The 12,436-nt window shown below is 64.1% G+C and carries 13 protein-coding genes; 12 read left to right on the top strand and 1 reads right to left on the bottom strand.

The window, feature by feature from the left end:
• Positions 1 to 227 precede the first annotated feature (227 nt).
• The 5 genes from ACZ9C1_RS13030 to ispD all read left to right on the top strand — a co-directional run bounded on the left by ACZ9C1_RS13030 (position 228) and on the right by ispD (position 5,291).
• Positions 228 to 1,856, top strand: coding sequence for a CTP synthase (locus ACZ9C1_RS13030; RefSeq protein ID WP_046854404.1), 1,629 nt, complete (start codon positions 228 to 230; stop codon positions 1,854 to 1,856).
• Positions 1,857 to 1,859: 3 nt separating this feature from the next.
• Positions 1,860 to 2,705, top strand: coding sequence for a 3-deoxy-8-phosphooctulonate synthase (gene kdsA, locus ACZ9C1_RS13025; protein ID WP_110701896.1), 846 nt, complete (start codon positions 1,860 to 1,862; stop codon positions 2,703 to 2,705).
• Between the two features lie 153 nt (positions 2,706 to 2,858).
• Positions 2,859 to 4,148, top strand: a complete 1,290-nt coding sequence (gene eno / locus ACZ9C1_RS13020; protein WP_027920020.1) for a phosphopyruvate hydratase — start codon at positions 2,859 to 2,861, stop codon at positions 4,146 to 4,148.
• A gap of 157 nt (positions 4,149 to 4,305) precedes the next feature.
• On the top strand, positions 4,306 to 4,587 hold the full coding sequence (gene ftsB / locus ACZ9C1_RS13015; protein WP_011535259.1) for a cell division protein FtsB: 282 nt from the start codon (positions 4,306 to 4,308) through the stop codon (positions 4,585 to 4,587).
• Positions 4,584 to 5,291: a 2-C-methyl-D-erythritol 4-phosphate cytidylyltransferase gene (ispD, locus tag ACZ9C1_RS13010; protein WP_277501778.1), complete on the top strand. Its 708-nt coding sequence runs from the start codon at positions 4,584 to 4,586 to the stop codon at positions 5,289 to 5,291. Before ftsB ends, ispD begins: the two co-directional genes overlap by 4 nt.
• Before the next feature lie 87 nt (positions 5,292 to 5,378).
• Here the strand turns inward: ispD and ACZ9C1_RS13005 are convergent, their stop codons facing one another.
• Positions 5,379 to 6,293: a LysR substrate-binding domain-containing protein gene (locus ACZ9C1_RS13005; RefSeq protein ID WP_102684061.1), complete on the bottom strand. Its 915-nt coding sequence runs from the start codon at positions 6,291 to 6,293 to the stop codon at positions 5,379 to 5,381.
• 110 nt (positions 6,294 to 6,403) lie between these two features.
• Between ACZ9C1_RS13005 and ACZ9C1_RS13000 the strand changes: the two genes are divergently transcribed.
• From ACZ9C1_RS13000 to ACZ9C1_RS12970, 7 genes are all read left to right on the top strand, one after another.
• Positions 6,404 to 7,516, top strand: a complete 1,113-nt coding sequence (locus ACZ9C1_RS13000; RefSeq protein WP_016712915.1) for an S-(hydroxymethyl)glutathione dehydrogenase/class III alcohol dehydrogenase — start codon at positions 6,404 to 6,406, stop codon at positions 7,514 to 7,516.
• 10 nt (positions 7,517 to 7,526) lie between these two features.
• Positions 7,527 to 8,375: an S-formylglutathione hydrolase gene (gene fghA, locus ACZ9C1_RS12995; protein ID WP_110701900.1), complete on the top strand. Its 849-nt coding sequence runs from the start codon at positions 7,527 to 7,529 to the stop codon at positions 8,373 to 8,375.
• A gap of 77 nt (positions 8,376 to 8,452) precedes the next feature.
• Positions 8,453 to 8,926 carry a 2-C-methyl-D-erythritol 2,4-cyclodiphosphate synthase gene (gene ispF, locus ACZ9C1_RS12990; RefSeq protein WP_476254047.1) on the top strand — a complete coding sequence of 158 codons (474 nt, stop codon included), beginning with the start codon at positions 8,453 to 8,455 and terminating at the stop codon, positions 8,924 to 8,926.
• Positions 8,923 to 9,981 carry a tRNA pseudouridine(13) synthase TruD gene (gene truD, locus ACZ9C1_RS12985; protein ID WP_457378829.1) on the top strand — a complete coding sequence of 353 codons (1,059 nt, stop codon included), beginning with the start codon at positions 8,923 to 8,925 and terminating at the stop codon, positions 9,979 to 9,981. Before ispF ends, truD begins: the two co-directional genes overlap by 4 nt.
• Positions 9,969 to 10,718: a 5'/3'-nucleotidase SurE gene (surE, locus tag ACZ9C1_RS12980; RefSeq protein WP_046854410.1), complete on the top strand. Its 750-nt coding sequence runs from the start codon at positions 9,969 to 9,971 to the stop codon at positions 10,716 to 10,718. The genes truD and surE overlap by 13 nt, the downstream gene beginning before the upstream one ends.
• A gap of 38 nt (positions 10,719 to 10,756) precedes the next feature.
• Complete coding sequence (locus ACZ9C1_RS12975) at positions 10,757 to 11,395, top strand: protein-L-isoaspartate(D-aspartate) O-methyltransferase (protein ID WP_162175259.1); 639 nt, start codon at positions 10,757 to 10,759, stop codon at positions 11,393 to 11,395.
• Between the two features lie 184 nt (positions 11,396 to 11,579).
• Entirely contained in the window at positions 11,580 to 12,434 is an 855-nt protein-coding gene (locus ACZ9C1_RS12970) for a peptidoglycan DD-metalloendopeptidase family protein (RefSeq protein WP_102684066.1), read from the top strand.
• Positions 12,435 to 12,436 lie beyond the last annotated feature (2 nt).

The raw sequence follows: 12,436 nt of genomic DNA, 5'->3' as shown, positions 1-12,436 counted from the left end.
CTGTGGGTTCCGCGAAAACACAGTAGTTGCCGATTACCAAGCAGTTTTTTGCTGGGCTGATTTCTTAAAATGACGAGCGAGCTCCATGCCGGGGACACCCCTGGTCTGTACAGACGCGGCAGTTTTTCGAGATGCACTGTGATTGACGCAGGTGATCGGGGGCTTCGGCCTTCCTTCGCTTTCTCCGGCGGCGCTGGCCGCCTTAACGCAGACTTCTAGGGTTTTTCATGACGCGCTACATATTCGTCACGGGCGGTGTTGTTTCTTCATTGGGGAAAGGCATTGCCTCGGCTTCCCTGGCGGCCATCCTGGAAGCGCGGGGGCTTAAAGTCACCATGCTCAAGCTGGACCCGTACATCAACGTCGACCCGGGCACCATGAGCCCGTTCCAGCACGGTGAAGTGTTCGTCACCCACGACGGCGCCGAGACCGACCTCGACCTGGGCCACTACGAGCGGTTCATCCGCACCACGATGACCCAGAACAACAACTTCACCACCGGCCGCATCTACGAGCACGTGCTGCGCAAGGAGCGCCGTGGTGATTATCTGGGCGCGACCATCCAGGTCATCCCGCACATCACCGACGAAATCAAGCGCCGCATCATCAAGGGCGCCGGCGATGCCGACGTCGCGCTGGTCGAGATCGGCGGCACCGTGGGCGACATCGAGTCGCAGCCGTTCCTTGAGGCCATCCGCCAGCTGCGCGTCGAAGTGGGCTCCAAGCGCGCCATGCTGATGCACCTGACCCTGGTCCCGTACATCGCCACCGCCGGCGAGACCAAGACCAAGCCGACCCAGCACTCGGTCAAGGAACTGCGCTCCATCGGTCTGCAGCCTGACGTGCTGATCTGCCGCTCCGACCACCCGGTCGACGCCTCGTCGCGCCGCAAGATCGCGCTGTTCACCAACGTCGAAGAGCGTGCGGTGATTTCGCTGGAAGACGTCGACACCATCTACAAGATCCCAGGCGTGCTGCATGCCCAGGGCCTGGACGACTTCGTCGTCGAGCGCTTCGGCCTGCAGTGCAACAGCGCCGACCTGTCCGAGTGGGACAAGGTCGTCGACGCCAAGCTCAACCCTGAGCAGGAAGTGACCATCGCCATGGTCGGCAAGTACATGGAGCTGCTGGACGCGTACAAGTCGCTGATCGAAGCGATGAGCCACGCCGGCATCACCAACCGCACCAAGGTCAACCTGCGCTACATCGACTCCGAAGACATCGAGAACCAGGGCACCAGCCTGCTCGAAGGCGCCGATGCCATCCTGGTCCCGGGCGGTTTCGGCCTGCGCGGTGTTGAAGGCAAGATCACCGCGGTGCAGTACGCTCGTGAGAACAAGGTCCCGTACCTGGGCATCTGCCTCGGCATGCAGGTTGCCGTGATCGAATTCGCCCGTAACGTGATGGGCTGGAAAGACGCCAACTCCACCGAGTTCGACCGCAACAGCGGCCACCCGGTCGTTGGTCTGATCACCGAGTGGGCCGATGCCACCGGCGCGGTCGAGACCCGTACCGAAGCGTCCGACCTGGGCGGCACCATGCGCCTGGGCGCTCAGGACTGCCAACTGGCTGCCGGCTCCAAGGTGCACGACTGCTACGGCAAGGACATCATCACCGAGCGTCACCGCCACCGCTACGAAGTCAACAACAACCTGCTGCCGCAGCTGGTCGAAGCTGGCCTGCAGGTGTCCGGTCGCTCCGAAGACGGCGCGCTGGTTGAAGTGGTCGAGTCCAAGGACCACCCATGGTTCGTCGCCTGCCAGTTCCACCCGGAGTTCACCTCGACGCCACGTGACGGTCATCCGCTGTTCAGCGGTTTCGTCAAGGCTGCCCTGGCACAGAAGAACAAGGCCTGATCCATGACTCAGAAGATCATTCGCGTCGGTAACATCGAGATCGCCAACGACAAGCCGTTCGTCCTTTTCGGCGGCATGAACGTCCTGGAGTCCCGTGACCTGGCCCTGAAGGTCTGCGAGGAGTACGTGCGGGTTACCGAGAAGCTCGGTATCCCGTATGTGTTCAAGGCCAGCTTCGACAAGGCCAACCGTTCGTCGGTCAACTCGTACCGCGGCCCGGGCATGGAAGAGGGCCTGAAGATCTTCGAGGAGATCAAGCAGACCTTCAACGTGCCGGTGATCACCGACGTGCACGAACCCTACCAGTGCGAACCGGTGGCCAAGGTGTGCGACATCATCCAGCTGCCGGCCTTCCTGTCGCGCCAGACCGACCTGGTCGTGGCGATGGCCAAGACCGGCGCGGTGATCAACATCAAGAAGGCGCAGTTCCTGGCGCCCCACGAGATGAAGCACATCCTCGCCAAGTGCGTCGAGGCCGGCAACGACCAACTGATCCTCTGCGAGCGCGGCTCGAGCTTCGGCTACAACAACCTCGTCGTGGACATGCTCGGCTTCGGCATCATGAAGGAGTTCGAGTACCCGGTGTTCTTCGACGTGACCCACTCGTTGCAGACCCCGGGCGGTCGCGCCGACTCCGCCGGTGGCCGCCGCGCCCAGGTTACCGACCTGGCCAAGGCTGGCATGAGCCAGGGCCTGGCCGGCCTGTTCCTCGAGGCACATCCGGACCCGGACAACGCCAAGTGCGATGGCCCGTGCGCCCTGCGCCTGGACAAGCTTGAGCCGTTCCTGGCACAGCTCAAGCAGCTGGACGACCTGGTGAAAAGTTTTCCGACGGTAGAAACCGCGTAAAGCTCATTTCTCGGGTAAAGTACCGCCCGTTCCACCCCTGACCTTTCGGTCAGGGGCTCCCTTCGCCAGGCCTGCCCGTGCCATGTCGCCTGGTGAACGGCAAGAATTCCCAAAAGCTGCGTTGTTTTCGTCAATTCTGGAGTGCTTACAACAATGGCAAAGATCGTCGACATCAAAGGTCGTGAAGTTCTCGATTCGCGTGGCAACCCCACCGTGGAAGCCGATGTACTGCTCGACAACGGCATCATCGGCAGCGCCTGCGCGCCGTCGGGTGCTTCCACTGGCTCGCGCGAAGCGTTGGAGCTGCGTGATGGCGACAAGAGCCGTTACCTGGGCAAGGGCGTGCTGAAGGCCGTCGCCAACATCAACGGCCCGATCCGCGACCTGCTGCTGGGCAAGGACCCATCGGACCAGAAAGCCCTGGACCGCGCGATGATCGAGCTGGACGGCACCGAGAACAAGGCCAAGCTGGGCGCCAACGCCATCCTCGCCGTGTCCCTGGCTGCCGCCAAGGCCGCCGCCCAGGATCAGGACCTGCCGCTGTACGCGCACATCGCCAACCTCAACGGCACGCCGGGTCAGTATTCCATGCCCGTGCCGATGATGAACATCATCAATGGCGGCGAGCACGCCGACAACAACGTCGACATCCAGGAGTTCATGGTCCAGCCAGTTGGCGCCAAGACCTTCTCCGACGGCCTGCGCATGGGCACCGAGATCTTCCACCACCTCAAGGCCGTACTGAAGGCCCGTGGCCTGAATACCGCCGTCGGTGACGAAGGTGGCTTCGCCCCGAACCTGGCTTCCAACGAAGACGCCCTGGGCGCCATCGCCGAAGCGGTCGAGAAAGCCGGCTACAAGCTGGGCACCGACGTGACCCTGGCCCTGGACTGCGCGGCTTCCGAGTTCTACGAAGACGGCAAGTACAACCTGTCCGGTGAAGGCAAGTCGTTCGACGCCGAAGGCTTCGCCGAATACCTGAAGGGCCTGACCGAGCGCTTCCCGATCATCTCGATCGAAGACGGCCTGGACGAGTCCGACTGGGCTGGCTGGAAGATCCTCACCGACAAGATCGGCGAGAAAGTCCAGCTGGTCGGCGACGACCTGTTCGTGACCAACACCAAGATCCTGAAGGAAGGCATCGAGAAGGGCATCGGCAACTCGATCCTGATCAAGTTCAACCAGATCGGCTCGCTGACCGAGACCCTGGAAGCCATCCAGATGGCCAAGGCCGCTGGCTACACCGCGGTGATTTCGCACCGTTCCGGTGAAACCGAGGACTCGACCATCGCCGACCTGGCCGTGGGCACTGCTGCTGGCCAGATCAAGACCGGCTCGCTGTGCCGCTCCGACCGCGTCAGCAAGTACAACCAACTGCTGCGCATCGAAGAGCAACTGGGCGCCAAAGCCGTGTATCGCGGCCGTGCCGAGTTTCGCGGCTGAGCAAGAGATGGTAAAAAGGCAGCAGCCGGGGCCTGCTGAACGTTCGTACTGATCGTTCGGTTGCCTCCACGGGTTTCTGTCGACGAAGCCTGGCCTCGGCCAGGCTTCGTGCTATCGGAAGCTCGCTGCGGCGGCCTTTTTTACCCTGGATATCTTCATGCGCAGTCCCTATTGGTTGTTCCTCGTCCTGCTCCTGCTGCTCGGCGGCCTGCAATATCGCCTTTGGGTAGGTAATGGCAGCCTGGCGCAAGTGACCGAACTCAAGCAGCAGATCGCCGACCAGCATGCGGAAAACGAACGCCTGCTGGAACGCAATCGCGTGCTGGATGCCGAGGTCCTGGAGTTGAAGAAAGGTATGGAGACCGTGGAAGAACGGGCTCGTCATGAACTGGGGATGGTCAAGGAGGGCGAAACCCTCTACCAGCTGCCACAGAAATGACAAACAAACTGCCGGCCTTCTGGGCCGTGATTCCCGCCGCGGGCATTGGCGCCCGCATGGCTGCCGACCGTCCCAAGCAGTATCTGCAACTGGGCGGTCAGACCATTCTCGAGCACAGCCTCGACTGTTTCCTCGACCATCCCATGCTCAAGGGCGTGGTGGTCAGCATTGCCGAACACGACCCTTATTGGCCCGGCCTGCGCTGTGCCAGCGATCCGCGTATCCAGCGTGCCCCGGGTGGTGACGAGCGCGCTGACTCGGTGCTCAATGCGCTATTGCTACTGCACGCCCAGGGCGCGTCGGATGACGACTGGGTGCTGGTGCACGACGCCGCGCGGCCGAATCTGGCGCGTGGCGATCTGGACAAGTTGCTGTCAGCCCTGGCTGAAGATCCCGTCGGTGGATTGCTCGCCGTACCCGCTCGGGACACGCTCAAGCGTGCCGACGGCGAGGGCAGGGTGGCGGCGACGGTCGATCGCAGCACCGTCTGGCAAGCCTATACCCCGCAGATGTTCCGCCTCGGCATGTTGCACCGGGCGCTGGCCGAGTGCCTGGTGTCCGATGTAGCAGTCACCGATGAGTCGTCCGCCATCGAGTGGGCCGGGTATGCGCCGCGCCTGGTCGAAGGGCGCAGCGACAATATCAAGGTGACCCGGCCAGAGGACTTGGAGTGGTTGCGCCAGCGCTGGGCTGGGCGTCGCTGAGCGATGGTCTGACGCCGTATCTGTAGGAGCGGCTTCAGCCGCGATCACCCGCGCAGCGGGTGCCTGACCGCGTTGCCCGCATCGCGGCTAAGGCCGCTCCTGCAAAGGCGTGGTGCGATACTCCGGCAACTGCGCCAACCCTTCCTTGAGATAGTCCACCAACCGCCGCACCTTCGGCGACAGATGCCGTTGTTGCGGATACAACGCCCATACCGCTGTATTCGGCGGTTGGTGCCCCTCCAGCAACGACACCAGCGCCCCGCTATGCAGATGCTCGAGCACGTAGTAGTCCGGCAACTGGCACAGGCCCATCCCCTGCAGCGCTGCATCCAGCACCGCCTGGCCGCTGTTGCAGCGCCAGTTGCCCTGTACCCGCTGGCTGATCTCGCGACCCTCCTGCTGCAGCGCCCACAGGTCGGAGCTGCCGACCAGGCAATTGTGCCGCGCCAACTCCGACACGCTGTGCGGCCGCCCATAGCGTGCCAGGTAGGCCGGTGATGCGCACAGGTACATGCGTCGCGGCGCCAGGCGCGTGGCCACCAGCCGGGAATCCTGCAGGCGGCCCAGGCGGATCGCCAGGTCCATGCCCTCATGCAGCAGGTCGAGGGTGCGGTTGCTCAACTCCACCTCCACCCGCAACTGCGGGTACAGCGCCATGAAGCGCGTCACCAGCGGCACGATGAAGCGCTCGCCATAGGCTACCGCGCAGGTCAGGCGCAGCAGGCCTTTGGGTTCGCTGGCCAGGTCGCCCATGGCGCGCAACGCTTCCTCGCGGCCATCCTGCAGGCGCTGGCAGTGCTGGAGAAAGGTCTGCCCGGCTTCGCTGAGGGTCACCCGCCGCGTGCTGCGGTACAGCAGGCGGGTCTGCAAGCGTTCCTCCAGGCGGGCGATCTGCCGACTGATGTGCGACGAAGACACTCCGAGGCGTTCGGCGGCGGCGGTGAACTGGCCCATTTCTGCCACGGCGACGAATTCGTCGATGCCTTCCCAGCGGCTGCTCAATGGATTATCCCTGTGTGGCAATAATGTTTTGTGAATGGCCGGATTATTCATCAAAAGGCAGTGAATTACACTGCTTGCCTGCAATCGACACTCTTGTCTGGAGACCTTTGATGATCAAGTCCCGCGCTGCTGTAGCCTTCGAGGCCAAGAAACCCCTGGAAATCGTCGAAGTGGACGTGGCCATGCCCAAGGCCGGCGAAGTGCTGCTGCGCGTCGTCGCCTCGGGTGTCTGCCATACCGACGCCTATACCCTGTCTGGCGCCGACCCGGAAGGCATCTTCCCGTCGATTCTCGGCCATGAGGGCGGGGCGATCGTCGAGGCGGTTGGCGAGGGCGTGACCTCGGTGGCGGTCGGCGACCACGTGATCCCGCTGTACACCCCGGAATGCGGCAAGTGCAAATTCTGCCTGTCGGGCAAGACCAACCTGTGCCAGGCCATCCGCGCCACCCAGGGCAAGGGCCTGATGCCCGACGGCACCACCCGCTTCAGCTACAAGGGCCAGCAGCTGTTCCACTACATGGGCACCTCGACCTTCTCCGAGTACACCGTGCTGCCGGAAATCTCCGTGGCCAAGATCCAGAAAGAGGCCCCGCTGGAGAAGGTCTGCCTGCTCGGCTGCGGCGTGACCACCGGTATCGGCGCGGTGCTCAACACCGCCAAGGTCAAGCCGGGTGACACTGTGGCCATCTTCGGCCTCGGCGGCATCGGTCTGTCGGCAGTGATCGGCGCGGTCAAGGCCAAGGCTTCGCGCATCATCGCCATCGACATCAACCCGGCCAAGTTCGAGATCGCCCGCCAGCTGGGCGCAACCGACTGCATCAACCCGAAAGACTACGACCGCCCGATCCAGGAAGTGATCGTCGATCTCACCGACGGCGGCGTGGACTTTTCCTTCGAGTGCATCGGCAATGTGCAACTGATGCGCGCGGCGCTGGAATGCTGCCACAAGGGCTGGGGCGAGTCGGTGATCATTGGCGTGGCCGGTGCCGGCCAGGAAATCGCCACCCGTCCGTTCCAGCTGGTCACCGGTCGCGTCTGGCGCGGTTCGGCCTTCGGCGGCGTGCGTGGCCGCAGTGAGCTGCCGAGCTACGTGGAAATGTCCGAGAAAGGCGAGATCCCGCTGGACACCTTCATTACCCATACCATGGGCCTGGAGGACATCAACAAAGCTTTCGACCTGATGCACGAAGGCAAGAGCATCCGCAGCGTAATCCACTTCTGAGGCCCTCGCCATGACGCTGGAAAACATCTCTTGCCAGAAAAGCTTTGGCGGCTGGCACAAGCGTTACCGGCACAGCTCCAAGGTGCTTGCCTGCGACATGGTGTTCGCGGTGTACCTGCCGCCCCAAGCCGAGCAGGGCGAAAAGCTGCCGGTGCTGTACTGGCTCAGCGGCCTGACCTGCACCGACGAGAACTTCATGCAGAAGGCCGGCGCCCAGCGCCTGGCCGCGGAGCTTGGGCTGATCATCGTCGCCCCGGACACCAGCCCGCGTGGCGAGCAGGTGCCGGGTGATCCGGACGGTGCCTGGGACTTCGGCCTCGGCGCGGGGTTCTACCTCAATGCCACCCAGCAGCCCTGGGCGCGCAACTACCAGATGCACGACTATGTGGTGCACGAGTTGCCGGAGTTGATCGAGGAGCATTTCCCGGCGTCAAGCCAGCGCAGTATCAGTGGCCACTCGATGGGCGGGCATGGCGCGCTGGTCTGCGCCTTGCGCAACCCGGGGCGCTACCGCTCGGTGTCGGCGTTCTCACCGATCAGCAATCCAATGGATTGCCCTTGGGGTGAGAAGGCCTTCAGCCGCTACCTGGGCGAAGACCGGGCGCAGTGGCGCGAGTGGGATGCCAGTGTGCTGCTGGCCGAGGCGGATGAATGCCCGCCGCTGCTGGTGGACCAGGGGGATCGCGATGACTTCCTTGAAAAGCAGCTCAAGCCAGAGGCGCTGGAGCAGGCGGCCCGTAAGGGCGGCCATGGGCTGACCCTGCGCCTGCAGCCAGGCTACGACCATAGCTACTACTTCATCGCCAGCTTCATCGATGAACACCTGCGCCATCATGCGGTGGCACTGGGCAGGGTCTGAGCCGCAGGGCCGTGAAGCAGCCCCAATACCGCAAAAGCAGGTAGAATCACGCCCTGACTCAATCAGGGCGTTCTTCTATGCGTATTGGCCACGGCTACGATGTCCATCGTTTCTGCGACGGTGATTTCATTACCTTGGGCGGGGTGTGTATCCCCCACAAGTTCGGCCTGCTGGCCCACTCCGACGGCGACGTGCTGCTGCACGCCCTGAGCGATGCCTTGCTGGGTGCCGCGGCGCTGGGCGACATCGGCAAGCATTTCCCCGACACCGACCCGCAGTTCAAGGGCGCCGACAGCCGGGTGCTGCTGCGCCACGTGGTCGCTGTCGTGCGTGACAAGGGCTGGAAGGTCGGCAATGTCGACGCCACCATCGTCGCCCAGGCACCAAAGATGGCCCCGCACATCGAGACCATGCGCCAGCACATCGCCGCAGACCTGCAGGTCGAGCTCGACCAGGTCAACGTCAAGGCCACCACTGAAGAAAAGCTGGGCTTCACCGGCCGCGAGGAGGGCATCGCCGTGCATGCGGTTGCCCTGCTGCTGCCAGCATGACCGAACTGGAACTGCTAGGCCCTCGGGCCTCGGGCGATGTCTTGGGCACCGCGGTGCTCAAGGCGGTGGCTGAAGACTTCCAGGTCGATGAAGTCCTCGATATCCCGCTGTCCGGCCAGGGCGAGCACCTGTGGCTGTGGGTCGAGAAGCGTGACCTCAACACCGAGGAGGCGGCTCGCCGCCTGGCCCGCGCCGCCGGCGTGCCGGTGCGTGCCATCAGCTATGCCGGCCTCAAGGACCGCCAGGCCCTGACCCGCCAGTGGTTCAGCCTGCACCTGCCGGGCAAGGCCGACCCAGACCTGTCCCGTGCCGAGGACGACACCCTGCGCGTGCTCAAGCAGGTGCGCCACCAACGCAAGCTGCAGCGTGGCGCGCATTCGGCCAATGGCTTCACCTTGCGCCTTACCGCGCTGCAGGCCGACCACCAGGCCCTTGATGCCCGCCTGGAGCAACTCAAACAGCAGGGCGTGCCCAACTACTTCGGCAGCCAGCGCTTCGGCCATGCCGGTGGCAACGTGCACGACGCACAGGGCTGGGCCGCTCGCCAGGCGCTGCCCGAGCAGCGCAACCTGCGTTCGCGGCTGCTGTCGGCCGGGCGCAGCTACCTGTTCAACCAGGTGCTAGCCACCCGTGTCGCCGACGGCAGCTGGCAGCGCGCCCAGGTCGGCGACCTGCTGGCTTTCACCGACAAGCGCAGCTTCTTCATGGCCGGCGAGGCCGAGTGCAACGACCCGCGCCTGGCCATTCTCGACCTGCACCCGACGGGCCCGCTGTGGGGCGCCGGTGCGGCACCGAGCCAAGGCGCGACCCTCGACCTCGAGTCCACGGTCGCCGGACGTCATCCGGCGCTGTGCGATTGGCTGGCGCGAGCGGGCATGGATCACGAACGGCGCATCCTGCGGCTCCCTATTGGGCGGCTGACGTGGCATTATCCCGAGCCTGATATCCTGCAACTGGAATTCGTCCTTCCGGCCGGATGCTTCGCCACCGTGGTGGTGCGCGAACTCGTCGATCTGGTGCCGGCAGGGCAGACGGACAGCCCATGCGTATTCTGATTTCGAATGACGACGGAGTTACCGCACCCGGCCTCGCCGCGCTGCATGAAGCGTTGGTGGACTATGCCGAGTGCGTGGTGATTGCCCCGGATCAAGACAAAAGCGGTGCCGGCAGCTCGCTGACACTGGACCGGCCGCTGCATCCGCAGACGCTGGCCAACGGCTTCATCAGCCTCAACGGCACACCGACCGACTGCGTGCACCTGGGGCTCAACGGCCTGTTGCCGGAAACCCCGGACATGGTGGTGTCCGGCATCAACCTGGGCGCCAACCTGGGGGATGACGTGCTCTATTCGGGCACGGTGGCTGCGGCGTTGGAGGGGCGCTTCCTCGGCGGCACCTCGCTGGCCTTCTCGCTGCTGTCGCGCCTGCCCGACAACTTGCCGACCGCCGCCTACATCGCCCGGCGCCTGGTCGAGGCGCAGTCGCGCCTGGAGCTGCCGCCGCGCACCGTGCTCAACGTCAATATCCCCAACCTGCCGCTGGAGCATATACGTGGCATCCAGCTTACCCGCCTGGGGCACCGCGCGCGTGCCGCGGCACCGACCAAGGTGGTCAACCCGCGGGGCAAGGAAGGCTACTGGATCGCCGTGGCCGGCGATGCCGAAGATGGCGGCCCGGGCACCGACTTCCATGCCGTGATGCAGGGTTACGTGTCGATCACCCCGCTGCAACTGGACCGCACCTTCAACGATGCCTTCGAGCGCCTCGACGGTTGGCTGGAGGGCCTGCTCTGATGCGCGAACAGGACGATCTGCAGCGCCGCGGCATCGGCATGACCTCCCAGCGTACCCGGGAGCGGCTGATCCAGCGGCTCTATGAAGAAGGCGTGTCGAACGCCAAGGTACTCGAGGCCATTCGTCGCACCCCGCGCCACCTGTTCGTCGATGAAGCCCTGGCCCATCGCGCCTATGAAGACACGGCGCTGCCGATCGGCCACAACCAGACGATCTCCCAGCCGTTCATGGTCGCGCACATGAGCGAGCTGTTGCTGGAGGCAGGCCCCCTGGACAAGGTGCTGGAGATCGGCACCGGCTCGGGCTACCAGACCGCGATCCTGGCCCAGCTGGTCGAGCGGGTGTTCTCGGTGGAGCGCATCAAGGTGCTGCAGGACCGGGCCAAGGAGCGCCTGGTCGAGCTCAACCTGCGCAACGTGGTGTTCCGTTGGGGCGACGGCTGCGAAGGTTGGCCGGCGTTGGCGCCTTACAACGGCATCATCGTCACCGCAGTCGCGCCTGAAGTGCCGCAGGCACTGCTCGATCAGCTGGCGCCCGGTGGACGCATGGTGATCCCGGTCGGGCCGGCGGGGGAGACCCAGCAACTGATGCTGATCGTGCGCGAAGAGCATGGCTTCTCGCGGCGGGTACTCGGCGCCGTGCGCTTCGTGCCGCTGCTCAATGGCCCACTGGCCTGAGCGGCGTAACGGAATATTTGCGGCGACGACGAATTCTTGCGCCCGGGCCCTGTCTATCTGGCGTGGCGCTTTTCGTACTGGATCAGGCCAACAGCGAGTCACCCCAAGCAGGGTGGCTCGGTTATAATTGAAACAATATTGCATTTTTGTATCGTCATTTTTTGACAGCATGAGGGGAGCGCGGGTGGGTCACACAGGCATGCGGCAGCGCAAGGATCGGTCGGTTTTGAAGCTTCTGGTGATCGCGCTGGCCATGGGGACCCTGCTGGCTGGCTGTTCCAGCACCAGCTCGAACGGCGCCCGCGTGGTCGACCGCAACAACGCCGCGCCCAAGCGTCCGACTGTCACCTCGGGGCAGTACATCGTCAAACCCGGCGACACGCTGTTCTCCATTGCCTTCCGCTACGGTTGGGACTACAAGGAGCTGGCGGCACGCAACAATATTCCCGCCCCCTACACCATCCGCCCGGGCCAGCCGATCCGTTTCAGCAGCGGCGCGGGGGGCAGCACGACGGTCGTCGGCAGCGCTTCTTCATCGAGCCGGACCACCGTGATCCGCCGGCCGGTTGCCACTACGGCGCCGGCAACCAGCAATGGCAAAAGTGCCACAACTGCCCCTTCCACCACCTCGCAAACGGTTGCCCAGGTGCCCGCCGCAGAGCGCGCGGTTGGCGGTTGGACGTGGCCGGCGAATGGCGTGCTGATTGGAAAATTCGCTTCAAACGGTAGTTTGAATAAAGGCATTGATATCGCCGGTGATTTGGGACAGCCTGTTTTTGCTGCGTCTGATGGAGCGGTGGTCTACGCCGGCAGTGGCTTGAGGGGCTATGGCGAGCTCATCATCATCAAACACAGCGATACCTACGTCAGTGCCTACGGTCACAACCGCAGGCTTTTGGTTCGGGAGGGGCAGCAGGTCAAGGCAGGGCAGACGATCGCAGAAATGGGGTCCACGGGCACTGATCGGGTGAAGCTGCATTTCGAGATTCGCCGCCAGGGCAAACCCGTCGATCCTCTCCAGTTCCTGCCACGCCGTTGATC

This window comes from Pseudomonas sp. TE21435, from assembly GCF_056279265.1.
This window is presented reverse-complemented; position numbering and strand designations above follow the sequence as displayed.